This window comes from Nonomuraea cavernae (genome assembly GCF_040655715.1).
Lineage (GTDB): Bacteria > Actinomycetota > Actinomycetes > Streptosporangiales > Streptosporangiaceae > Nonomuraea > Nonomuraea cavernae_A.
On the sequence record NZ_JBFAKL010000008.1, the window covers coordinates 212128 to 234238 of the forward strand.

Below are 22111 nucleotides of genomic sequence, written 5' to 3' on the forward strand. Positions count from 1 at the left end.
CGCGCGCATGGACGATCGGCAGGACGCCAAGGACGCACCGGATGCCAAGGACGCACCGGACGGGCCCGCCGGCTCCACCGCCATTCCGGCCGAACCCGACGGCGCGTCACGCGAGAACCCCGGGCCGGCGGGAGCGGACGGTGAGGGAGAGAAGCGGCGGCTGCGCCGGGAGGCGGGCGCGGCGCTGGCGGTGCTGGGCGCCGCCATCGTGGCCGTCGTGGCGTTCACCACTCCGTGGCAGGCTCTGGCGGCCGGGGCCCCGGATGTGGCGCCCGACCCGGCGCGCGACTTCAGCGCCGCCCAGATCGCCCGGGCGGCCGCGTTCGACGCCGCCACCAGCGTCCCGAGCTACCTGTCCTACGGGCTCGGCATCCTGTTCGCCGGAGTGCTGGTGCTCACCCCGTTCGGCGCGCGGCTGCTGGGCCGGCTCAAGGGGCCGTGGTGGCTGCGGGTCATCCTGGGCGTGCTGCTGCTCACCGTGCTCGTGCAGGCCCTGCGGTGGCCGCTCGGGATGTGGTTCGAGGTCCGGCTGCGCGACTACGGCCTGTCCACGCAGGACTGGGCGGCGTGGACCGGCGACCGGCTCAAGAGCATGGGCGTCAACATCGTGCTGCTGTCGATCATGGCGCTGGCCGTGGTGGCGCTGGCGCGCCGGGTGCGGCGGTGGTGGATCCCGGCCGCCGCGGGGGCGTTCGCGCTGACGGTGGCCGCCTCGTTCGTCTACCCGGTGGTGTTCGAGCCGCTCTTCAACGACTTCCACTCCATGCCCGAGGGCTCCCTGCGCACCAACCTGCTGGCCATGGCCGAACGCGACGGCGTGCCGGTCGAGGACGTGCTGGTGGCCGACGCCTCGCGCCGCACGACCGCGCTGAACGCCTACGTCTCCGGGTTCGGCGCGACGCGCCGGATCGTGGTCTACGACACGCTGCTCAAGGCCCCGCAGGCCGAGGTCGAGCTGGTCGCCGCGCACGAGCTGGGACACGCCGCGCGCCACGACGTGCTCAACGGCACCCTCGTCGGCGGGCTGGGCGCCGCCTTCGGCGCCATCCTGCTCTTCCTGGTCTTCGAGCTGGTACGCCGGCGCGCCAAGGTCGGCTCGATGGCCGACCCGAGGGCCGTCGGCGTGCTCCTGGGTCTGATGACCTTGGCCGGCGTGCTGTCCGGCCCCGCCCAGAACGTCATCAGCCGCCACGTCGAGGCCCGGGCCGACGTGCACGCCCTGGACCTGACGAAGGATCCGGCGACGTTCGTCGCGATGCAGAAGCGCCTGGCGGCCACCAACATCTCCGACCTGTCTCCCGACCCCGTGGAGTATCTGCTCTACGCCTCCCACCCCTCCGCCCCCGAGCGCATCGCCCTGGCCCGCGCCTGGGCCGGGCTGAACGGCGTCCCGGCGCCGTGACCGGGGTGGTCATCGTCACGAACGACTTCCCGCCCCGGCCGGGCGGCATCCAGTCGTTCGTGCACGGCCTGGCCCTGCGCACCCCCGGCGTGGTCGTCTACGCGCCCGCCTGGCCGGGGTGCGCCGAGTTCGACCGCCGCCAGCCGTACCATGTCGTCCGTCACAGCGGCTCGCTCATGCTGCCCACGCCCGACGTCGCCCGCCGGGCCGCCAGGCTCGTCGCCGAGCACGACGCGCGGACCGTGGTGTTCGGCGCGGCGGCCCCGCTCGGGCTGCTCGCGCCCCGGCTGCGTGCGGCGGGCGCGCGGCGGGTGGTGATGCTGACCCACGGCCACGAGGCGTCCTGGGCCGCCGCGCCGGGGTTCCGCGCGGCGCTGCGCCGGATCGGCGAGCACGCCGACGTGGTGACCTACCTCGGCGAATACACCCGCAGCCGGCTGGTGGCCGCGATCGCGCCGGACAAGCTGGTGCGCCTGGCGCCCGGCGTGGACACCGGCCAGTTCCGCCCCGACGTGCCCAGGGCCGAGCTGGGTCTCGGCGACCGGCCGGTGGTGGCCTGTGTGTCCAGGCTCGTGGCCCGCAAGGGCCAGGACATCCTGATCAGGGCCTGGCCCCAGGTGCTCAGGGCGGTGCCCGCCGCGGTGCTGCTGCTCGTGGGCGGCGGCCCCTACCTGGGCAGGCTGCGCAGGCTGGCGGGCGGCCAGGAGTCGATCCGCTTCACCGGCACCGTCCCGGCGGCCGGTCTGCCCGGCTACTACGCGGCGGCCGACGTGTTCGCCATGCCGTGCCGCACCAGGATGGGCGGGATCGACGTCGAGGGGCTGGGCATCGTCTTCCTGGAGGCGTCGGCGACCGGCCTGCCGGTCGTCGCGGGCGCCTCGGGCGGCGCCCCCGACGCCGTACGCCACGGCGAGACCGGCCTCGTGGTCGACGGCACCGACGTGGGCGAGGTCGCCGGAGCACTGATCGAGCTGCTCGGCGACCCTGAGCGGGCGCGGAAGATGGGGGCGGTCGGCCGTGACTGGATCGTCCGCGAATGGACCTGGGACCTGGCAGCGGCCCGCTTCCGCGCGCTGCTGTGACACCCCGCGACCTCACCGTGGCCGGTGGTACGGCATCCGGGCGCCCGCAGAGTCGTGAATTGTCACAAATCGCCACGGAACACCACGAATCGTGACATGAACTCCCGGCAATGGCAGCACTCCACAGTTACGGATTGCGCGAATCGTCACTTATGGCACATCTATTTCCCAAATGAGCGGGAAAGAATCTCACCGAGCTGGTGCACTGGCTCGTACCTGCACAACCACGCAATAGGGGAATTGTTGGTGAAGCATCCAAAAGGTAGGAAAGTGAAGACCGGGATCGCGGCCGTGGGGCTGGCCGCGGGCATGCTCCTTACGCCGATGCCGGCATCCGCGACCTCCGGCGACGTCGCGGCCATGGGATGCCAGACGACCTCCGCGGTGCTCACGTACACCAGCGGTGGGACATGGAGCAGGAACTGCAGCGGCACCTACTCGATCGGGAGGAGCGCCACCAGGTTCTCCGCCGGCGGCTGGTCCGGCTACGTCACCTACCCGGCCTGGCCCGACGGCCATCGCGAGTTCTGCGATTTCCAGAGTTTCTCCATAGGATCCACGGTCACCTCGGTCACCCTCTATGCCACGAAGGCCCCGTGGTGCCCCTGACCACGGTCAAGGGGATCAGCTCGGACATCGGCGGGGCCTTGTCCGCGAGCTGAATTCACACAGAAACAGCAGTGCCGTCCCGCATTTCCGCTGAAAGCGTTACAAGAATGGCCGCGAGATCGTCTCGCGGCCATTCCTGTTCGTGGCGGCGGCACGGCCGGCCCGAAGGCTAGCCCTTGGTGGAGCCGAGCGTGAGCCCGGCGACGAACTGCTTGTGCAGGAGCTGGAAGACGATCAGCGTCGGCAGTGCCACCAGCACCGACCCGGCCGCCAGCAGGTTGTAGTCGGTGAAGAACTGGCCGCGCAGGTTGTTCAGCGCCGAGGTGACCGGCAGCTTGTCGCCCGAGGACATGAGCACCAGCGCCCACAGGAAGTCGTTGTACATCCAGGTGAACTGCAGCGTGGACAGCGCGGCCAGCACCGGACGGCACAGCGGCAGCGTCAGCTGCCAGTAGCGCCGCCACACGCTCGCCCCGTCGACCAGCGCCGCCTCGTTGATCTCCTCCGGGATCGTGCGCATGAAGTTCGCGATCACGAACACGCAGAAGCCGAACTGGAACGCCACGTGGATGAGGATCAGCCCGAGGTAGGAGTCGTACAGAGCCTGCGAGTCCGACAGCCACGCGGGCAGCGGGACCATGGTGTAGAGCGTGTAGAGCGGGGTGAGCAGCACCTGCGGCGGCAGCAGGTTGCCCGCGGTGAAGACGATCAGCAGCGTCTTGCGGCCGGGGATGCGCAGCCGGGCGATCGCGAACGCGGTGAACGACGCCAGCATCAGCGTGATCAGCACGCCGGGCACCACGATGACGAGCGTGTTGAGGTAGTAGCGGGGCAGCTCGGCCTGGCTCCACGCCTCCCCGTAGTAGTCGAGGGTCAGGTGCTCGGGCAGCGAGAGGTAACCCAGCCGGGCCGTCTCGTCGTACGGGCGGAGCGAGGCGTAGACCGCCAGCGCGAGCGGCATCAGCCAGCCCAGCGCCACCATGGCGAGGAAGACGTGCAGCAGCACCCGCAGCGGCCGCACCGGGCGGCGCGGCGACGCGGCCGGCTGCTGCGACGTCCTGGCCGGGACGGGTGCGGTGAGCGTCATCGTTCCTCCCTGAACAGCTGCGACAGGTACGTGACGATGAACCCGAGTGAGATGGCGAGCAGGATCACCGCGATGGCCGAGCCGAACCCGATCCGGCTGGCCTCACCCACGATGTTCTCGGTGACCAGCACGGACAGCAGCTCCAGCCCGTTCCTGCCCCGGTTGATGGCGTAGACGATGTCGAACGCGCGCAGCGCCTCGATCACCGTGATGACCAGCACGATCACGTTGATCGGCCGCAGCGTCGGGAACACCACCCGGAAGAACGTCTGCGACTCGCTCGCTCCGTCGATGGCCGCCGCCTCCTTCAGCGCGGGATCGACCGCCTTGAGCCCGGCCAGGTAGATGATCATCACGTAGCCGACGTGCCGCCACCCGGCGGCCACCATGACCACCCAGATGTTGATCGATCGGTCGCCCAGCCAGTCGACGGTCAGCCCGCTCACCGCGTTCAGCACGCCGTAGTCGGAGGAGTAGACGAGCTGCGCGATGAACCCCACCACCGCCAGCGACAGCACGACCGGCATGTACAACGCGCTCTGGTAGACCCGCGACAGCCGCAGCCGCCGGTCCAGCAGCACCGCGCAGAACAGCCCGAACGGCGTCGCGATCAGCCCGAGGAAGCCCAGCCAGAGCAGGTTGTTACGGACGGCCGACCAGAACGGCGGGTACTCATCGGCCAGATCGGCGTAGTTCTGCCCGCCGATCCACTCGATGGGGCCGATGCCGTTCCAGTCGGTGCCGGACAGGCCCACGCTGGCCAGCGTGGGCCCCCAGATGAGGCCCACGTTGACGACGATGGCCACCCCCAGCCCGATGACCAGGATGGTCACGTCGCGGGCGGAGTAGCGACGGGTCTTGACTGCCATCAGCGGAAGATGTTGGCCTTCTGCTTCTCGATGCCGGTGAGCAGCGAGTCGATCTCGTTGGGTTTGCCGACGAACGACTGCAGCGACGGGATCATCACGGTCGAGGCGAAGTCGGGCCGCGTGTCGCGGTCGAGGAACTGCGCGATGTGCGACGCCTTGGACACCAGCTCGGCGCCCCGCTTCTGCAGCGCGCTGTAGCCGGAGGTGTCGGCCTCGGAACTGGCCGCCAGGGTGCCCGGATCCAGCTTGGTGGCGATGTTCTGCGACGAGGCCTGCGCGAGGTGCTTGAGCAGCGCCTTGGCGCCCTCAGCGTTCTTGGCCTTGGCCGAGATCATGTAGCCGTCGATGGGGGCGTCGATCGAGTCGGTGCCGTACGCGGGGTTGATCTCGGGGAAGGTGAAGAAGTCGATGTCGTCGCGCTCGCTCTCCGGGAACTGCTGGGCGACGAACATCCCGAGCAGGTACATCCCGGTCTTCTTCTGCTGCAGCGACTGCGCGGCCTCCTGCCAGGTGCGTCCCAGCGCCGCCGGCTGGTGAAACTCCATCAGCCCGCGCCAGGTGTCGAAGACCTGCCTGACCCGGGGGTCGGTCCACGACTCCTTGCCGGCCATGAGCGAGATGTGGAAGTCGTAGCCGTTGGTCCGCATGTTGATGATGTCGAACGTGCCCATGGCGGGCCAGCCGTCCTTGTCGGCGAACGCGACCGGGATCAGCCCGTCGGCCTTCATCTTCCTGGCCAGCGCGGTGAACTCGTCGAGCGTCGCGGGCGGCTCGTAGCCCTTTTCCGCCCAGAGGCTCTTACGGTAGAAGACCGCCCACGGGTAGTAGGTGAACGGCACGAAGTACTGCTTGCCGTCGCTGCCGGTGGAGGCGGCCTTGAAGGCGGGCGTGTAGCCGCCGCCGATGTCCCGCCACACGTCGGAGATGTCGGTCGCCAGCCCCTGCTCGGCGAAGAACTGCATCCGGTAGCCCGCGAACCAGGTGAACACGTCCTCCGGGGTGCCTCTGAGGTAGCGGTTGATGTTCTCCTGGAACGTGTTGTGGTCCACGGTGTTGATCTTCACCTGGGCGGAGGTGAAGCTCTCCAGCACCGAGGCGAGAGACTTCTTCGGCACCTCGTCGGAGGCGTTGGAGCCGATCGTGACGGTCCCCAGGCTGCTGCCGGAGGCTTTACCCGGTGTGGCGGGCTGGTCGGAGCCGCAGCCGGCCAGTACGGCGGGGACGCCGAACGTGGCGGCCGCGCCGAGTATCAAGTTGCGGCGGGAGATGGGCATGCGTTGGTTCACGGTGGTTCCTCCTTGCCCGGACCCTCAAGTTCCCCCGAGTTCGCTCACCTTCCTTCATCGAAAAGCCAACATTTCGGACTGTCAACGCACGATTTCATGACGAATCGCTGGCAGTCGCCGCCAAGGTCCTGCACAACCCGCCACGACCGTTCAGGATTCACCAGGCTCCGGACACGTTTACCAAGCTCAGGCCTTGCCCCGGAGCAGGGGCGTGTCATGATTCCCCCAACGGCATGTCGGAAAGTGTTGGGATCTGGTGATGCGATGCTCGCCCCACAGCGGCAGCAGGCCATTCTGGAGCTCGTCCGTCTGAACGGCGGTGTCAGGGTCGTCGACCTCGTGCGCGAGTTCGGCGTCTCCGACATCACCATCCGCCGCGACCTCGAGGTGCTCGCCGAGCGGGGGCTGCTGGCCAAGGTGCACGGCGGTGCCACCGTCCTCGGCACCGGATCCACCGACGAGCCCGGCTTCGCCGCCAAGTCGGTGCAGCAGGAGGACGAGAAACAGGCCATCGCGCGCCGCGCGACGAGCATGGTGCGGCCCGGCACCGCGGTGGCGCTGTCGGCCGGCACCACCACCTACACGCTCGCCCACCGGCTGGTGAACACGCCCGGCCTGACCGTGGTGACCAACTCGGTCCGGATCGGCGACGTCTTCCTGCACACCGGCCGGCCGGACCAGACGGTCGTGCTCACCGGCGGCGTGCGCACCCCGTCGGACGCGCTCGTCGGCCCCGTCGCCGTGGCCGCGATCCGCCTGCTCAACGTGGACGTGCTGTTTCTCGGCGTGCACGGGATGACGGTCCGGGCAGGTTTCACCACACCGAACATGATGGAGGCCGAGACCGACCGCGCCCTGGTCGAGGCGGCGAGCAGGCTCGTCGTGCTGGCCGACCACACCAAGTGGGGGACGGTCGGGATCAGCACCATCGCCCGGCTCGGCGAGGCCGACGTGCTCGTCTCCGACGCGGGCCTGCCCGATCCGGCCAGAAGCGTGCTGGCCGAGCACGTGGGCGAGCTGGTCATCGCCTGACCGCTCGGGGCCCGCGTGCGGGCCGATTGAGCTCGATGAGTCGGCGCACCATCCTCGGCCGCCGTTCGCCCGCATGAAGACCGGCGCGTCCCCAAGGGGCGCGCCGGGCTCAGGTGTAGAGGGCGTCGATGTCGGCGGCGAAGTCGCGCAGGACGACGTTGCGCTTGACCTTGAGGGTGGGCGTCAGGTGGCCGCTCTCCTCGGTGATGTCCGTGTCCAGGATCACGAACTTCTTGATCTGCTCCGCCTTGGACACCGAGGCGTTGGCCCGGTCGACCGCGCTCTGCACCTCGGCGATGATGAGCGGGTCGGCGCTCAGGTCGGCGAGGGAGGCGCCGTCCCGGCCGTTGGCCGGCTTCCACTGCTCCAGCGCCTCCGGATCCAGCGTGATCAGGGACGCGACGAACGGCCGGTCGTCGCCGACGACCATGGCCTGGGAGACCAGCGGGTGGGCGCGCAGCGCGTCCTCCAGCGGGCCCGGCGCGACGTTCTTGCCCGCCGCGGTGACCAGGATCTCCTTCTTGCGCCCGGTGATCCGCAGGTAGCCGTCGGAGTCGAGCTCGCCGACGTCGCCCGTGTGGTACCAGCCGGAGGCGTCGGCCGCGGCCTGGTCGTTGTTCCAGTAGCCGTCGAAGACGTGCCGGCCCTTGGCCAGGATCTCGCCGTCGTCGCCGATCCCGATCGTGACGCCGGGCAGCGGCTTGCCCACGGTGCCGATCTTGTTCGCGCCGGGCATGTTGACCGTGCAGGGTGCGGAGGTCTCCGTCAGGCCGTAGCCCTCGAAGATCTCGATGCCGATGCCCCTGAAGAAGTGGCCGAGCCGCTCGCCGAGGGCCGAGCCGCCGCAGACCGCCGCGCTGAGGCGGCCGCCGGTGGCCGCGCGGATCTTGCCGTACACGAGCCTGTCGAACAGCGCGCGGCGCAGCCGCAGCCCAAGGCCCGCGCCGCCGGAGCTCTCGGCCCGGCTGTAGGCGACGGCCACCTCCACGGCCTTGGCGAAGATCTTGCCCTTGCCGCCCGCGACGGCCTTCTGCTCGGCGCCGTTGTAGACCTTCTCGAAGACCCTCGGCACGCCCAGCAGGAACGTCGGCTTGAAGTCGGCCAGGTCGGGGGCCACGTTCTTCATGTTGGGGGTGTGCGCCAGGATCGCGCCCGCCTCGACGATGGCGACCTGGATCATCCGGGCGAAGATGTGCGCCAGGGGCAGGAACAGCAGCGCCGCGGGAGCCTGACCGCCGAACAGCGGCTCCAGCGGCCCCTTCACCACGTTGCGGGCGGTGAACAGCAGATTGTCGTGGGTGATGCGGCACCCCTTGGGCCTGCCGGTGGTGCCCGAGGTGTAGACGATCGTGGCCAGGTCGGCCGCGCCCACCCGCTTCCGGCGCTCGGCCAGGACCTCGTCGCCCACTCCGGAGCCGTCCAGCGAGCCGTCCAGCGCGGCCTCGACCCGCCAGACGTCCTTCAGCTCCGGCGCGGCCTCGCGCACGGTCTCCTCATGCGGGTCGAGCTCGACGAACACCGCCTTGGCGGCGCTGTCGGACAGGATCCAGCCGACCTGGTCGGCGGAGGACGTCTCGTAGATCGGCACGGTGACCGCGCCGATCGACCAGATCGCGTAGTCGATGAGCGTCCACTCATAGCGGGTGCGCGACATCAGCGCGACCCGGTCGCCGTGCTCGACGCCCGCCGCGATGAGCCCCTTGGCCAGCGCGACCACCTGGTCGCGCAGCTCGCCGGCGGTGACGGCCGGCCAGGCGTCGCCGACCTTGCGGCGCATGACCACGGCGCCGGGCTCCCGCTCGCCACGCTCGAAGATCGTGTCAGGCAGGCTCGCGGTGGCAGGCACATCCACCAGGACGGGGACGGTGTACTCGCGCACGGATCAGCTCCTCCGGGTGCACGCATGGGGACGGCCAGCACGTTACCGGGATAAGTTACGCGCTGGTAGCTTCGTCATCCAGGCGTTATCAAGGCTGTTCATCACGCTAGCAGCCGATACTCGTAGGATTCCCCGCATGAGGGTCCATGTCGTCAGTGATGTCCATGGCAGTGCCGAGGCGCTGGCCAAGGCCGGAGACGGCGCCGACGCGCTGGTCTGCCTGGGCGACCTGATCCTCTTCATCGACTACGACGACCACGCGCAGGGCATCTTCGCCGACCTGTTCGGCGCCGAACGGGCCGCCGAGTTCATCGGGCTGCGCACGGCCAAGAGGTTCGACGAGGCCAGGGCCATGTCGGCGCGGCTGTGGGCGAGTCTCGACGGCGATCCACGCGAGCACATCGAACGCAACGTGCGGGCCCAGTACGCCAGGCTGTTCGCCGCCATGCCCGAGCCCGCCTACCTCACCTACGGCAACGTGGACATCCCGCGGCTGTGGGGCGACTACCTCCGCGACGGCCACCAGGTGTTCGACGGCCAGAGCGTGGAGATCGGCGGCCTGCGGTTCGGCTTCGTCGGCGGGGGCCTCAAGACCGAGTACCGCACGCCGTACGAGATCAGCGACGAGGAGTACGCCGCCAAGGTGGAGGCGGTCGGCGAGGTCGACGTGCTGTGCTGCCACATCCCGCCCGCGGTGCCGGAGCTGCTGTACGACGTGGTCGCCCGGCGCCTGGAGCGGGGCAGCGAGGCCACGCTGGAGGCGATCCGCCGCACGCAGCCGCGCTACGCGTTGTTCGGCCACGTGCACCAGCCGCTCGTCCAGCGCACCCGCATCGGCCGCACCGAATGCGTCAACGTCGGCCACTTCCGGGGAAGGGGCGTCCCGTACGTCCTCGAATGGTGATCCGACCTGCGCGAGAGCCGGGGAGGGCAGTCCACCGAGAGGGGCGGATTCTGCACTACGGTGTTCGCATGGCTGATCGCACCACTTCGAGCATCACCGTCGACGCCGATCGCGCGGGCGTGATGGCGGTCATCGCGGATTTCCCGGCCTACCCCGACTGGGCCGGCCAGGTCAAGAACGCCGAGATCCTCACCAGCGGAGCCGACGGCCGCCCCGAGACGGTGCGGTTCGTCCTCGACGCGGGAGTGATCAGCGACACCTACACCCTCGGCTACACCTGGCACGACGACGAGAGCGTGAGCTGGCGGGTGGTCGAGCCGGGCAAGATGATCTCGGAGCTGGCCGGGAGTTACCTGCTGGCGAGCGCGGGCAGTGGGACCGTCGTGACGTACGAGCTCGCGGTCGACCTCACGGTCCCGATGATCGGCCTGATCAAGCGCAAGGCGGAGAAGGTGATCGTGGACACCGCGCTCAAGGGCCTCAAGAAGCGCGTCGAGGGCCGCTGAGGTGAGCCCCCGGGTCCTGCTCTTCACCGGGAAGGGCGGCGTCGGCAAGACCACGGCCGCCGCGGCCACGGCCACGCTCGCGGCCAGGCGCGGCCTCAAGACGCTGATCGTCTCCACCGACACCGCCCACTCGCTGGCCGACGCGCTCGGCGCCGCGCCGGGCGAGATCGCGCCGGGCCTGCACCTGCATCAGGTCGACACGCAGAAGACGATGGAGCGTCACTGGGGCGACCTGCAGGACTACGCCAAAGGGCTGCTGGCCGAGCTGGGCCTCGACGAGATCACCTCCGAGGAGATCACCGTCCTGCCGGGCGCCGAGGAGATCATCGCCCTGCTGGAGCTGCGCGAGCACGCCCGGTCGGGCACCTGGGACGTCATCGTCGTCGACTGCGCCCCCACCGCCGAGACGCTGCGGCTGCTGGCGCTGCCCGAGGCGCTCGACTGGCACATGACCAGGCTGATGCCCATGGGCCGGAAGATCATGAAGTTCGTCTCGCCGCTCGTGCGCGGCGTGGCCCACGTCACCGCGCCCGGCGACGACGTCATGAACGCGGCCGAGCGCTTCCACCGCGGCCTGCTGGAGGTGCGCGAGCTGCTCACCGGCGACCACGCCTCCGTGCGTCTCGTGCTCACGCCCGAGGCCGTGGTGCTCGCCGAGGCCAGGCGCACCCTCACCTCCCTCAACCTGTACGGCTACCGCGTCGACGCGGTGATCGCCAACCGGGTCTTCCCCGCCGAGGGTGCCGACGAGTGGCGCGGCCAGTGGGTGGCGGCCCAGTCCCGGCTGCTCGCCGAGGCCGGCGAGTCGTTCGCGCCGCTGCCGGTCCACGTCGTCCCCTACCTGCCGGCCGAGCCCGTGGGCAAGGACGCGCTGGCCGCCGTCGGTGAGGTGATCTACGGCGACTCCGACCCGTTCGCCGCCCCCGCGGTCGAGCCGCCGCTGCGGTTCTCGGCCGACGAGCTGACCCTGTCCCTGCCCGGCGCCGACCGGGCCGACGTCGACCTGGCGCGCAAGGGTGACGAGCTGATCGTCACCGCGGGCCCCTACCGCCGGATCCTGGCGCTGCCGTCAGCGCTGGCCCGCCGCAGGATCAGCGGCGCGGTGCTCCGTGACGGCGTCCTCCGGGTACGGTTCAGCTCAGGAGCCGAATCCGACATAGCGAGCGGAGCAGACGATCCCGGATCGGACGCGACGTGAGTGAGGAGGGTGAGGGACCCATGGCCAGGGAGGGTCAGATGACCGAGAGCAACGACCGGGACCCGATCGGGTCCGTCGCCGACGAGGCGCGTAAGCTGTTCGACACGATCCAGGGACGTGCCACCCGCCAGGTCGGCAGGACCGTGTTCAAGTCCTTCACCGGCGGTGGCGGGCGCAGGGACACGGACGTGTGGAGCGAGGCGGTGGCCGATCCCCAGGAGGAGTACATCTGCCGTGCCTGCCCGGTCTGCCGGGCGATGGCCGCGCAGCGCGAATCCGGCAGTGACGTGGCCGGGCATCTGGTGGCCGCGGGCGGCGAGCTGTTCGCCGCCTTCCGCCAGACCCTCGACACGTTGAGCAGGCCGGCCCCCCGCAGGCCTCGCGACGACGGCGATCGCCGCGACGACGACCACGGTCGCGACCACGTCGAACACATAGACCTGGGATAGGGGAACATCGGACATGCTCACGATCGGTGTTGACATCGGCGGCACCAAAGTCGGGGCGGGGGTCGTCGACGACGAGGGCCGGATCGTCCATGAGGCGTTGCGGCCGACTCCCGCCGACCGGCCCGACCTGGTGGCCGAGACGGTGGCCGACGTCGTCCGCGAGCTGGCCGAGGGCAGAGAGATCGAGGCCGTCGGTGTCGGCGCCGCCGGTTTCGTCGACGAGACCCGGTCGATGGTGCGCTTCGCGCCCAACCTCGCCTGGCGCGAGGAGCCCCTGCAGAAGAAGATCAGCGGCCTGATCGGCCTGCCCATCGTGGTGGAGAACGACGCCAACGCCATGGCCTGGGGCGAGACCAGGTTCGGCGCCGGCCGGGGCCAGTCCCACGTCGTCTGCGTCACGCTGGGCACCGGCATCGGCGGCGGGCTGGTGTTCGACGGCAGCCTCTACCGGGGCCGCTGGGGGATGGGCGCCGAGCTCGGCCACATGCAGGTGCGGCCCGGCGGCCGACCGTGCGGTTGCGGCCAGACGGGCTGCTGGGAGCAGTACGCCAGCGGCAACGCGCTGGTCATCGAGGCCAGGGAGCTCGCCGCGGAGCGGCCCGAAGACGCCCGGATCCTGCTCGGCCTGGCCGGCGGCAAGATCGAGGGCGAGGAGGTCACCGAGGCCGCGCGGCGCGGCGACGCGGTGGCGCTGGCCGCGTTCGACACCCTCGCCGACTGGCTCGGCCAGGGCATGGCCGACCTGGCCGCGATCCTCGACCCCGGCTGTTTCATCGTGGGCGGTGGCGTCTCCCGGGCGGCCGACCTCTTCCTCGACCGGGCCCGCAAGACGTTCGCCGAGCGGCTGACCGGCAACGGGCACCGGCCGCTCGCCGAGATCCGCCTGGCCGAGCTGGGCGCCTCCGCCGGGGTCGTGGGGGCGGCGGACCTCGCCAGGCTGCGCTGACGGGGCTGGATTCCGTCCGTGACCGTGAGGGTGGGCACCTACAACGTACGAGGGTTGAGAGACAGCGTTCCCGCGCTGCTGCGCGTGATCAACGCGATGCGGTGCGACGTCCTGTGCCTGCAGGAGGCGCCGCGCCTGCTCAACTGGCGGGCCAGGCGGCAGGGACTGGCCGAGGCGGCCGGGCTGCGGGTGGTGGCCGGAGGCAGGCTCGGCGGGGTGGCGGTGCTCGCCGCCCCCCGCGTGAGGGTGCTGCACGCCGAGAGCCACGTGCTCCGGGTCTTCGTGGGCCTGGAGGTCCGCGGCCTGGTGATCGCGGTCGTGGAGGTGGACGGCGCGCGGCTCGCCGTGGGCTCGCTCCATCTCGACCTCAACGGCGCGGCCCGGCTGCACCACGCGACCGAGGCGCTGATGCTGCTGGAGAGAGCGGCCTCCTGGTTCGGCGCGGCGGTCGTGCTGGGCGGCGACTTCAACGAGCGTGATCATGAGCCGACCTGGCGCTATCTGGCGGAACGGCTCGTCGACTGCTACCCGCGGGCGCCCACGGGCGACGGCCTGACGTTCACCGCCAGGCGCCCGCAGGCGCGCATCGACGCGGTGTTCGCGGCCCCGGCGCTGACGGTGGTCTCGTGCGGCGGAGCCGACGCCCCGGCCGCCGATCTGGCCGAGGCCACCGACCATCTGCCGGTGGTCGCCGAGTTGCGAATTGACCCCTAACGGCAGGGCGGTCGGCCGCCAGCCCGTAGCATTTGGTCATGACCCGTCGCTTTCGGCGGCGTGCGCTCACCTTGATCTTGGCGACGTCCGTGGCCTTGTCCCAGGTCACGCTCGCCGCGCATGCCGATCCACGCCCCGCCTCGATGGACTCGATCGAGGCCTGGCAGCAGTCGACGAGCGTGCGCCTGGACGCCGACGGCTCGCTCTCCGACGTGCTCGCGCTCACCTCGGGCGACGTGTGGGCCGTCGGCCAGCAGGAGATCTGGGACGTCTGGAAGAACCGCGGCACCATCCGTCACTGGAACGGCGACAGCTGGTCGGAGGTGCCGGTCCGCGACGCCACCACCGCGGGCAACCTGCGCGGCATCGCCGCCGCCTCCCCGGCCGACGTGTGGGCCGTGGGCGACGGCCGGGACGGCCTGCCCTATCTGGCCCACGGCGGCATCACCGGGTTCGACCGGGTGCGGGCCGACGGGCTGCGGGCGGGAGACTGGCTGGGGGGCATCTCCGCCGAGCCCGGCCGGGTCGTGGCCGTGGGCAGCGGCACCAGCCGCGACCCGGCCAAGGGCAACGCCGTCGCCGGGCTCATCGTGACCGGCCAGAACGGCCGCTGGACCGTCCAGGAGACCGCCGACGAGGGCGCCCTCTACGCGGTGTCCGCCGGGTTCGCGGTGGGCGACACCGGCACCCGGCCGTTGATCGTGCACCGCTCCGGCGACGCGTGGAAGACCATGAAGGTGCCTGACATCCCGGGCGGTTACCTGCGTGACGTACAGGTCGACAGCGCCAAGCGGGCGCTGGCGGTCGGCGGCGTCTACCACGGGCCCGACGACGTCGAGCCGCTCGTGCTGTCGTGGAACGGCAAGCGCTGGAAGCGGATCGAGCTGCCCGGCACCGACTCGCGCCTCTACGGCGTGACCGGCGACGGCAAGGGCCGCTACTGGATCTCCGGCTACGACCCGTCGCACGCGGCGAAGCCGTTCATGCTGCGCTGCGAGAAGGACGGCTGCGAGACCATCCGGGGACGAGCCGCGCGGGGCAGGAACAGCGTGCGACTGCAGGCGGTCACCTACCTCGCGGGCAAGGGCGCGGTGTGGGCCGTCGGGCACGCCGTCGACGACGCCGATCGCTACACCGACGTCGTGGAGTCGTTCGGGCCGCGCGCGCCGCTGCCGGCCGACTCCTAGGCCGCGGCTAGAGCACGGCTCCGTCGTCCCAGCCCGAGTCGTTGGGCGGGCCGCCGCCCATGCGCACCACCAGCGCCACGAAGCCGCCGATGAACGCCGCCACGGCGGTGAACAGCGCCCAGCCCTCCATCCGCCAGTCGGCCATCGCCGCCACCAGCAGGTAGGCGGGGCCGCCGAAGAGCGCCACCCAGGCGAGCTTGGTGGGCAGGTCGAGCTTGGGCAGCGGCGGTGGCGGGGGCGGCTGGAAGTGCCCCTCGTCGTCCTCGTCGTCCTCGCCGGACACCGGGTCCCGGCCCTCGTCGCCGTCGTCCTCGGTGTCGCCCTCGGCGAGCTCCGGGGGCTTCACCACGCGGCGAACCGGCTCGACCGGGAGATTCTCGCTGTCGGGCCATGGCTGATCGGCCGAGTCGCGCTCGGCCGTGTCGTTGAAGGACGCGACGATCTGCCGCCAGACCTCGTCCTCGTCACTCTGGGGCGTCACCTAGATCGGCCTCTCCGCAGCGATCGCGACTTCCCCCTGGGTGCGATCAGTCCCTCCGCAAGGGTACCGAGGCATGTGTCCTGATGAAGTCGAGGCTTCCGGCAAAGATCCTGGAGGCATCGTTGTCCAGAGTCGCAACATGGTAGCTATCGGTCAGCTCCTCGATCGTGGCCTGCGGGATCCTCTGACGAATGATCGCGACGCCGGTCGGTTTCACCACATGGTCCTCGGTGCTGTGGTAGACCAGCACCGGCTGCGTGACCCTGTCCAGGTCCGCCTGCACCAGTGACCACAGCGCCGGCAGCGAGGCGGCGGCCTTGACCGGGGTGCGGTCGTAGCCCACCTCGGTCACGCCGGGTCTCTTGATGTCGTTGGCCACGCCGGGCACCGACGACAGAAACCACTTGAGCACCAGAGCCAGCTTGAGCAGTGGCACGTCGCTGGTGATCGACGGGTTCACCACCACCACGCCCCTGATCGCGTCGCCGTGCACCTCGGCCAGCCGCAGCGCGAGGGCGCCGCCCATCGACAGGCCCGCCACGAACACCTCGGCGCAGCGGCCCTGGAGGTCCTCGAACGCCTTCTCCACCTCGGCGTACCAGTCCTCCCAGCGGGTATGGTTCATCTCCTGCCAAGAGGTGCCGTGGCCGGGCAGGCGTGGCAACGAGACGCTCAAGCCATGTCCGGCCAGGTATTCACCCCACGGCCGCAACGACTGCGGCGAGCCGGTGAAACCGTGGCACAGCAGCACACCGATCTGGCCCGTGTGATGGTGGTAGGGTTCCGCGCCTGGCATGAGCGGCATAACAGCTCCTCTTAGGGATTTCATCCCGGATTGGCCCGATCGTCGCACGATCCTGGGGCTTTGTGCGAGAGGTGGTGTATGAGCATCGGTCGTGAGATGCGAAGATGACTCTGCTCGCCGAGAAAGCCGTGAATGTGAGGTGGCCGGGTGTTCTACTGGGTGGTCAAGGCCATCTTGGGGCCGATCCTCCGCATCGTCTTCCGGCCTTGGGCCGAGGGTGTCGAGAACGTGCCCAGGCAGGGCCCGGCGATCCTGGCCGGCAACCACCTGTCGTTCGCCGACCACTTCTTCGGCCCGCTCCAGCTGCGTCGCAAGGTCATCTCGCTGGGCAAGTCCGACTACTTCACCGGCCGCGGCGTCAAGGGTTTTTTCAGCCGACTGTTCTTCAGCGGGGTCGGCACCGTGCCGATCGACCGCTCAGGCGGCAAGGCCAGCGAGGCCGCCCTGCGCACCGGCCTGCGGGTGCTGGGCGAGGGCAACCTGCTTGGCATCTACCCCGAGGGCACCCGTTCACCCGACGGGCGCCTCTACAAGGGCAAGACCGGCGTCGCCCGGCTGGCGCTGGAGTCACGCGCCCCGGTCATCCCGTGGGCCATGGTCAACACCTTCGAGATGATGCCGCCCGGACGTCCGATGCCCAAGTTCGGCATCCGGCCCGGCGTCCGGTTCGGCAAGCCGCTCGACTTCTCCCGCTACTACGGCATGGAGGACGACCGGCTGGTGCTGCGCGCGGTGACCGACGAGATCATGTACGCGCTCATGGAGCTGTCGGAGCAGGAGTACGTCGACAAGTACGCCGCCAGCGCCAAGGTCGAGATGGAACGGACCGCCCGGGCACGCAAGGGCTGACCCGCTGCGGCCGTTCAGGGCAGATGGGCGCGGATCTGCCGGATGAAACCGGGATCGGTGCGGCAGCAGCCGCCGATCAGCGAGGCGCCGGCCCGCTCCCACTCCGTGGCGGCCTGGCCGTACTCCACGGGGTCGGCCAGGCCCAGCCACCGGCGGCGCCCGGCGTCCCACGTCTCGCCCGAGTTGGGGTAGACGACGATGGGCAGCCCGCCGGTGAGCGAGGCGATGAGGCCGGGGATGTGCCCCGGCGCGGTGCAGTTGGCCCCCACGGCCACCACCTGGGTGCTGCCGGTGAACAGGGCGGCGGCCTCGGTGATCGGCGTGCCGTCGTTGATGTGCTCGCCGTCGCGGCAGGAGAAGCTCACCCACGCCTTGACCGAGGGCGTCTCGCGCAGCAGCCGGGCCAGCGCCCGAGCCTCCGGGTAGGACGGGATGGTCTCGCAGGCCAGCAGGTCGGCCCCGGCCGAGGCGAGGATCTCCCAGCGCGGCCGGTGCCAGGCCAGCAGGCCGTCCTCGTCGAGGTCGTAGTCGCCGGTGTATTCGGAGCCGTTGGCCAGAAAGGCTCCGTAGGGGCCGACCGACGCGGCCACCAGCCCGTCACCGGCCTCGTCGCGGGCCTGAGCGGCCAGCTCCACCGAGAGCCGGATGAGCCGCTCGGCCCGTGCCACGTCCAGCCCCCGGTTCGCGAACCCCTGGAGCGACGCCTGGTAACTCGCGGTCGTGGCCACGTGGGCCCCGGCCGCGAAGTAGTCGGCGTGGACGCGCCGGATCAGGCCGGGATCCTCCAGCAGCAGCCGCGCGGACCAGAGCTCGTCGCTCAGGTCGGCCCCGAGTGCTTCGAGGTGGGTGGCCAGCCCGCCGTCCAGGACAAGTGTGCTCACCTCTTCAGCCTATGGTCCTCACGGGGCCGTTCCCGCTCCGGCTCCGGAGGCCGCCGGTGAGCGGGTGCCGGGCTCCGGCCGACGCCTATTCGTACTTCCGGCCGATCTCCCTGACGAGGTCGACGAAGTTGTCGCCGGCGTCGGGGGCGAAGTCACCCGGGGTGTAGACCACCTCGTCGAGCACCCCGGTGAAGGGGAACGGGCCGTGGCGCTCGTACACGTCCCAGGAGACGGGAGAGCGCCGGTCGATGCCGACGTCGATCCCTTCCATGGGGCAGAACGCCGCGAGCATGGGCAGCCCGGTCAGCGTGCCGCGTGGCTCGCCGTCCACGGTCACGGACACGTCCCACACCCAGCCGCCCGGCGCGGTGACCTCCACCCTGACGTGACCGCCGGGGACGCCCGCGTGAAGCAGGCGCAGCTCGCCGTGGCCGTTGTGGGCGAACACCAGCTCGTCCTCGACGTAGAGCAGGTAGCCGCCGCCCTGCCCGCCGTGCGCCACCAGCACGCCCCTGCCCGGAGCGCCGATGCGGGCCTCGACGGTGAACGAGCGCCACTGGACGAGCTGCAACGCCTGCCACCGCTCCAGGGTGTGCGTGCCCGGCGTCAGCCGTACCGGGAGGGGGGCGCGATGCCACGGCGGCCGCAGCAGGTAGCGCAGGCGCGAGCCCTCGTCGAGCGGATACACCTGCCCGGCACGGGCCGCCTCCTCCCAGGCCGCGGCCAGCTCGCGCACCTTCTCCGGCCGTTCGGCCGCCCTGTCGCGCAACTGGGTGGGGTCGCTCGGCCGGTGGTACAGCTCCCACTCGTGCTCGCCGAAGGGAGTCAGCGGGGCGTGCCGGGTGACGATCTCCCACTCACCGCGCAGGTAGCCGCGGTGTCCCTGCAACTCGGCGAGCTGCTCCTGATGATCGTGTACGGCGTGGGCGTCGTGAAGGGCCTTCACCAGGGAGGCGCCCTTCCTGGGCCGGCCCTCGGGCGCCTCGACGCCGGTCAGCTCGATCAGCGTGGGCAGCACGTCCGTGACGTAGCCCCACTGGTTCCTGTGTTCGCCCCGCTGGGGCAGGCCGGCCGGCCAGGAGATGAGGAACGGCACGGCGTGGCCGCCCGCGTGGGTGTTGCGCTTGTACAGGCGGAAGGGGGTGTTGGAGGCCATCGCCCAGCCGCGCGGGTAGTGCGAGAGCGTGCGCGGCCCGCCGATCAGGTCGAGGCGGGCCAGGTCGGCCGCCGGGTCCTCCCGGTCGTGGCGGCTGTTGGCGGACAGCAGGGTGCGCAGGTACTGGGTGGTGCCGTGCTCCTCGCCCTCCCTCGACGCGCCGTTGTCGGAGGTGAAGATGAAGATCGTGTTGTCCAGCTCGCCGAGCTCGGCCAGGGTCTCGCGCAGGACGCCCACGCTGCGGTCGATCCCGGTGATCATGGCGGCGTAGACCTCCATGTAGCGGGCGAACACCCGTTGCCGGTCCGGGGGAAGGTCGTCCCAGGCGGGCACGTCGTCGCCCGGCTCGGCGTTGCGGGGTGGCAGCTCGGTGCCGGGCGGGAAGAGGCCCAGGTCGAGCTGGCGGGCGAAGCGGCGTTCGCGGATCGCGTCCCAGCCGTGGTCGTACCTGCCCCTGTGTCGCGCGATGTCGTCCGGCGCGGCCTGAAGCGGGGCATGGGCGGCGCCGTGGGCCAGATAGAGCAGGAAGGGCGTCTGAGCCGTGCTCGCCTGCCTGACCATCGCGACGGCCTCGCGCGTGAGGTCGTCGGTCAGGTGGTAGCCGTCGGGGTAGCGGTCCACCTCGACGGCGGAGTTGTCGCGGATGAGCCGGTGCGGGTGGTGGAAGTCGGTGAACGCCTCCAGGAACCCGTAGAACCGGTCGAACCCCCGCTGCACCGGCCAGGCGTGCCGGGGCCCGGCGTCCGACATGTCGGAGTCCTTGGTCAGATGCCACTTGCCCACGGCCATGGTCTGCCATCCGGCCGCCCGGAAGATCTCGGCCATCGTGAAGGCGTCCGGAGCGAGCTCGCCGGCGTAGCCGGGGAACCCAGGGTCGGAGTTGGCGATGTGCCCCACCCCGGCCAGATGCGGGTCGACGCCGGTCAGCAACGCGGCCCGGGTGGGCGAGCACATCGGCGTGACGTGGAAGTCGGTCCACTGGACGCCCTGCCCGGCCAGCTCGTCCAGGTGCGGAGTGGGGATCTCGGAGCCGTAGCAGCCCAGGTCGCCGAAGCCCACGTCGTCGACGAGGACGACCACGATGTTCGGGGCGCCGGGACCGGGCGTCGGCCGCGTCGGCCACCACGACTCCGACCCCGCGAACGTCCTGCCTACCCGCCCGCCGAAACCCTCATACGCGATCATTTCCGGAGTATAGGCATACCAGCGATCCGGGACAGGAGGCCGGCGCCGGGTCACCGGTTCGGGGACGGCCACGGGATCGGCGGAGTGGACACCGCTCCGTTGACAGCGAAACCAACCAAGCGCATGATTGGTCGGCTGGAGTGGATCACGGGCCGGCGGCGGGCACACGAGGCCCCCGCCCGAGGCGAAGGGTCGTCCCATGCCTGCTCACCGCGCACATCCGACCCGCAGGCAACTGCTGCGCGGTGCCGCCGCCGGAGCCGGGGTCGCGTTCGGCTCGACGGTGCTCGGCCGCGTCGCCGCGCACGCGGACGCCTCGGCCGCGCCGGAGTACGACGTCGTGGTCGTCGGAGCCGGAGCCGCCGGGATGACCGCGGCGCTGGCGGCGGCCAAGCGCGGGCTGAACACGCTCGTGATCGAGAAGGCGGCCACGTTCGGCGGCTCGGCGGCCCGCTGGTCAACCCCAGGGGCGCGGCCGTCGTGCTCGCGACCTACGACCGCTGGGTCAGGGCCGTGGCGCAGGGGAAGAAGCCGCTCACCATGGGACAGGCGCTGGCCGGAGCGCTGCGGGCCGGGCTGCTGCAGGCCGGGGTGCCGGTCTGGCTGAACACGCCGCTCATCGACCTGCGCGTCGACTCGGGCCGCGTCACCGGCGTGCTGGTGTCGCGCGGCGGCGTACCGACCCTGCTCAAGGCGAGGTACGGAGTCGTGGTCGCGTCGGGCGGCTTCGAGCACAACGACGGCATGCGCGACCGCTACCAGCGTCAGCCCATCGGCACCGACTGGACCGTCGGCGCCTCGTCCAACACCGGGGACGGCATCACGGCCGGTCTCGCGGCCGGGGCGGAGGTCGCGCTGATGGACGACTCCTGGTGGGGGCCGGTGATCCCGCTGCCCGGCGAGCCGTACTTCTGCCTGGCCGAGCGCACCCTTCCGGGCAGCGTCATCGTCAACCAGCAGGGCGCCCGCTTCGTGAACGAGGCCGCCCCCTACAGCGACGTGGTCCATGTCATGTACGACAGGAACGCCGCGGCGCCGCACATCCCCGCCTGGATGGTGATCGACCAGAACTACCGCAACCGCTACCTCTTCAAGGATCTCGCGCCCACTCTGCCGTTCCCCGACGCGTGGTACGGCAACGGCGCCCTGGTCAAGTCGGGCACGATCGCCGGCCTGGCGGCCAGGATGGGAGTGCCCGCCGGAGCCCTGCAGAGCACGATCAGCCGCTTCAACGGCTTCGCCCTGACCGGCAGGGACCTCGACTTCAGGCGCGGAGACAGCGCCTACGACCACTACTACACCGACCCGGCGGTCCTCCCCAACTCCTGTCTCGCGCCGCTGTGGCTGCCGCCGTTCTACGCCTTCAAGATCGTTCCGGGCGACCTCGGCACGAAGGGCGGCCTGGTCACCGACGCCAGGGCCCGGGTGCTCTCGCCGGCCGGCGCGGTCATCCCCGGCCTCTACGCGGCCGGCAACGCCAGCGCCGCGGTGATGGGCCACAGCTACACCGGCGCGGGCGCCACCATCGGCCCCGCCATGACGTTCGGCTACGTCGCCGCCAACCACATCGCCGACACCCGCTGACCGCCGGCGGACCACGCGCG

21 protein-coding genes and 2 pseudogenes are annotated in these 22111 nt (G+C 70.9%); 15 read left to right on the forward strand and 8 right to left on the reverse strand.

The features are described from left to right. Nucleotides 1-7: 7 nt before the first annotated feature. The 3 genes from AB0I38_RS14570 to AB0I38_RS14580 all read left to right on the forward strand — a co-directional run bounded on the left by AB0I38_RS14570 (nt 8) and on the right by AB0I38_RS14580 (nt 3093). Entirely contained in the window at nt 8-1402 is a 1395-nt protein-coding gene (locus AB0I38_RS14570) for a M48 family metallopeptidase (protein WP_358466958.1), read from the forward strand. Next, nucleotides 1399-2484 (forward strand): glycosyltransferase family 4 protein, encoded by a 1086-nt coding sequence (locus AB0I38_RS14575; protein WP_358466960.1) that lies wholly within the window; start codon nt 1399-1401, stop codon nt 2482-2484. The genes AB0I38_RS14570 and AB0I38_RS14575 overlap by 4 nt, the downstream gene beginning before the upstream one ends. A 270-nt stretch (nt 2485-2754) precedes the next feature. Further along, the gene (locus AB0I38_RS14580) at nt 2755-3093 is read left to right on the forward strand and encodes a hypothetical protein (protein WP_358466962.1); all 339 of its coding nucleotides are present in this window, start codon (nt 2755-2757) and stop codon (nt 3091-3093) included. Between the two features lie 169 nt (nt 3094-3262). Here AB0I38_RS14580 and AB0I38_RS14585 read toward each other — a convergent pair whose 3' ends face one another. The 3 genes from AB0I38_RS14585 to AB0I38_RS14595 are packed head-to-tail and all read right to left on the reverse strand — an operon-like array spanning nt 3263 to nt 6335. Beyond that, the gene (locus AB0I38_RS14585) at nt 3263-4180 is read right to left on the reverse strand and encodes a carbohydrate ABC transporter permease (RefSeq protein WP_358466964.1); all 918 of its coding nucleotides are present in this window, start codon (nt 4178-4180) and stop codon (nt 3263-3265) included. Further along, the gene (locus AB0I38_RS14590; RefSeq protein ID WP_358466967.1) at nt 4177-5049 is read right to left on the reverse strand and encodes a carbohydrate ABC transporter permease; all 873 of its coding nucleotides are present in this window, start codon (nt 5047-5049) and stop codon (nt 4177-4179) included. Before AB0I38_RS14590 ends, AB0I38_RS14585 begins: the two co-directional genes overlap by 4 nt. Then, on the reverse strand, nt 5049-6335 hold the full coding sequence (locus AB0I38_RS14595) for an ABC transporter substrate-binding protein (RefSeq protein ID WP_358466969.1): 1287 nt from the start codon (nt 6333-6335) through the stop codon (nt 5049-5051). The genes AB0I38_RS14590 and AB0I38_RS14595 overlap by 1 nt, the downstream gene beginning before the upstream one ends. 264 nt (nt 6336-6599) lie before the next feature. Between AB0I38_RS14595 and AB0I38_RS14600 the strand changes: the two genes are divergently transcribed. Next, the gene (locus AB0I38_RS14600; RefSeq protein WP_358466971.1) at nt 6600-7367 is read left to right on the forward strand and encodes a DeoR/GlpR family DNA-binding transcription regulator; all 768 of its coding nucleotides are present in this window, start codon (nt 6600-6602) and stop codon (nt 7365-7367) included. A gap of 109 nt (nt 7368-7476) precedes the next feature. On the opposite strand, the gene AB0I38_RS14605 is transcribed toward AB0I38_RS14600, so the two are convergent. Continuing rightward, entirely contained in the window at nt 7477-9246 is a 1770-nt protein-coding gene (locus AB0I38_RS14605; protein WP_358466973.1) for an AMP-dependent synthetase/ligase, read from the reverse strand. A gap of 136 nt (nt 9247-9382) precedes the next feature. Here AB0I38_RS14605 and AB0I38_RS14610 point away from each other — a divergent pair, with 136 nt between their 5' ends. The 7 genes from AB0I38_RS14610 to AB0I38_RS14640 all read left to right on the forward strand — a co-directional run bounded on the left by AB0I38_RS14610 (nt 9383) and on the right by AB0I38_RS14640 (nt 15150). After that, nucleotides 9383-10150: a metallophosphoesterase family protein gene (locus AB0I38_RS14610; protein ID WP_358466975.1), complete on the forward strand. Its 768-nt coding sequence runs from the start codon at nt 9383-9385 to the stop codon at nt 10148-10150. A gap of 68 nt (nt 10151-10218) precedes the next feature. Next, nucleotides 10219-10656, forward strand: coding sequence for an SRPBCC family protein (locus AB0I38_RS14615; RefSeq protein ID WP_358466977.1), 438 nt, complete (start codon nt 10219-10221; stop codon nt 10654-10656). A 1-nt stretch (nt 10657) separates the two neighbouring features. Further along, nucleotides 10658-11854 carry an ArsA family ATPase gene (locus AB0I38_RS14620; protein WP_358466979.1) on the forward strand — a complete coding sequence of 399 codons (1197 nt, stop codon included), beginning with the start codon at nt 10658-10660 and terminating at the stop codon, nt 11852-11854. Between the two features lie 38 nt (nt 11855-11892). Next, nucleotides 11893-12303: a DUF5304 family protein gene (locus AB0I38_RS14625; protein WP_358466981.1), complete on the forward strand. Its 411-nt coding sequence runs from the start codon at nt 11893-11895 to the stop codon at nt 12301-12303. 13 nt (nt 12304-12316) lie between these two features. Further along, a complete protein-coding gene (locus AB0I38_RS14630; RefSeq protein WP_358466983.1) occupies nt 12317-13249 on the forward strand; it encodes an ROK family glucokinase in 933 nt (310 codons plus the stop codon). An 18-nt stretch (nt 13250-13267) separates the two neighbouring features. Then, nucleotides 13268-13963: an endonuclease/exonuclease/phosphatase family protein gene (locus AB0I38_RS14635; RefSeq protein ID WP_358466985.1), complete on the forward strand. Its 696-nt coding sequence runs from the start codon at nt 13268-13270 to the stop codon at nt 13961-13963. Between the two features lie 38 nt (nt 13964-14001). After that, entirely contained in the window at nt 14002-15150 is a 1149-nt protein-coding gene (locus tag AB0I38_RS14640) for a hypothetical protein (protein WP_358466987.1), read from the forward strand. A gap of 7 nt (nt 15151-15157) precedes the next feature. Here the strand turns inward: AB0I38_RS14640 and AB0I38_RS14645 are convergent, their stop codons facing one another. Together AB0I38_RS14645 and AB0I38_RS14650 are read right to left on the reverse strand one after the other, a co-directional pair. Continuing rightward, nucleotides 15158-15631: a hypothetical protein gene (locus AB0I38_RS14645; RefSeq protein ID WP_358466989.1), complete on the reverse strand. Its 474-nt coding sequence runs from the start codon at nt 15629-15631 to the stop codon at nt 15158-15160. Between the two features lie 46 nt (nt 15632-15677). Then, nucleotides 15678-16436: an alpha/beta hydrolase gene (locus tag AB0I38_RS14650; RefSeq protein ID WP_358466991.1), complete on the reverse strand. Its 759-nt coding sequence runs from the start codon at nt 16434-16436 to the stop codon at nt 15678-15680. Between the two features lie 147 nt (nt 16437-16583). Here AB0I38_RS14650 and AB0I38_RS14655 point away from each other — a divergent pair, with 147 nt between their 5' ends. Next, on the forward strand, nt 16584-17285 hold the full coding sequence (locus AB0I38_RS14655; protein WP_358466993.1) for a lysophospholipid acyltransferase family protein: 702 nt from the start codon (nt 16584-16586) through the stop codon (nt 17283-17285). A 14-nt stretch (nt 17286-17299) separates the two neighbouring features. Here AB0I38_RS14655 and mmuM read toward each other — a convergent pair whose 3' ends face one another. Both mmuM and AB0I38_RS14665 read right to left on the reverse strand, forming a co-directional pair. Further along, on the reverse strand, nt 17300-18166 hold the full coding sequence (gene mmuM / locus AB0I38_RS14660) for a homocysteine S-methyltransferase (protein WP_358466995.1): 867 nt from the start codon (nt 18164-18166) through the stop codon (nt 17300-17302). An 85-nt stretch (nt 18167-18251) separates the two neighbouring features. Beyond that, nucleotides 18252-20507: an arylsulfatase gene (locus tag AB0I38_RS14665; RefSeq protein WP_358466997.1), complete on the reverse strand. Its 2256-nt coding sequence runs from the start codon at nt 20505-20507 to the stop codon at nt 18252-18254. Between the two features lie 199 nt (nt 20508-20706). Between AB0I38_RS14665 and AB0I38_RS14670 the strand changes: the two are divergent. The 3 genes and pseudogenes from AB0I38_RS14670 to AB0I38_RS14680 form a co-directional block, all read left to right on the forward strand. After that, a pseudogene (locus AB0I38_RS14670) lies at nt 20707-20885 on the forward strand (hypothetical protein); the annotation flags it as partial. Continuing rightward, nucleotides 20875-21024 (forward strand): annotated as a pseudogene (locus tag AB0I38_RS14675) (NAD(P)-binding protein); the annotation flags it as partial. The pseudogenes AB0I38_RS14670 and AB0I38_RS14675, both read left to right, overlap by 11 nt. Continuing rightward, nucleotides 20961-22091 carry an FAD-binding protein gene (locus AB0I38_RS14680; RefSeq protein WP_358467122.1) on the forward strand — a complete coding sequence of 377 codons (1131 nt, stop codon included), beginning with the start codon at nt 20961-20963 and terminating at the stop codon, nt 22089-22091. The pseudogene AB0I38_RS14675 and the gene AB0I38_RS14680, both read left to right, overlap by 64 nt. Nucleotides 22092-22111: the final 20 nt, after the last annotated feature.

What these genes read in the sequence shown, in the direction of transcription:
- AB0I38_RS14585 (WP_358466964.1), bottom strand. Translation starts at nt 4,180, where the DNA reads ATGACGCTCACCGCACCCGTCCCGGCCAGGACGTCGCAGCAGCCGGCC.
- AB0I38_RS14665 (WP_358466997.1), bottom strand. Translation starts at nt 20,507, where the DNA reads ATGATCGCGTATGAGGGTTTCGGCGGGCGGGTAGGCAGGACGTTCGCG.
- AB0I38_RS14590 (WP_358466967.1), bottom strand. Translation starts at nt 5,049, where the DNA reads ATGGCAGTCAAGACCCGTCGCTACTCCGCCCGCGACGTGACCATCCTG.
- AB0I38_RS14650 (WP_358466991.1), bottom strand. Translation starts at nt 16,436, where the DNA reads ATGCCGCTCATGCCAGGCGCGGAACCCTACCACCATCACACGGGCCAG.
- AB0I38_RS14640 (WP_358466987.1), top strand. Translation starts at nt 14,002, where the DNA reads ATGACCCGTCGCTTTCGGCGGCGTGCGCTCACCTTGATCTTGGCGACG.
- AB0I38_RS14570 (WP_358466958.1), top strand. Translation starts at nt 8, where the DNA reads ATGGACGATCGGCAGGACGCCAAGGACGCACCGGATGCCAAGGACGCA.
- AB0I38_RS14630 (WP_358466983.1), top strand. Translation starts at nt 12,317, where the DNA reads ATGCTCACGATCGGTGTTGACATCGGCGGCACCAAAGTCGGGGCGGGG.
- AB0I38_RS14600 (WP_358466971.1), top strand. Translation starts at nt 6,600, where the DNA reads ATGCTCGCCCCACAGCGGCAGCAGGCCATTCTGGAGCTCGTCCGTCTG.
- AB0I38_RS14625 (WP_358466981.1), top strand. Translation starts at nt 11,893, where the DNA reads ATGACCGAGAGCAACGACCGGGACCCGATCGGGTCCGTCGCCGACGAG.
- AB0I38_RS14610 (WP_358466975.1), top strand. Translation starts at nt 9,383, where the DNA reads ATGAGGGTCCATGTCGTCAGTGATGTCCATGGCAGTGCCGAGGCGCTG.
- AB0I38_RS14615 (WP_358466977.1), top strand. Translation starts at nt 10,219, where the DNA reads ATGGCTGATCGCACCACTTCGAGCATCACCGTCGACGCCGATCGCGCG.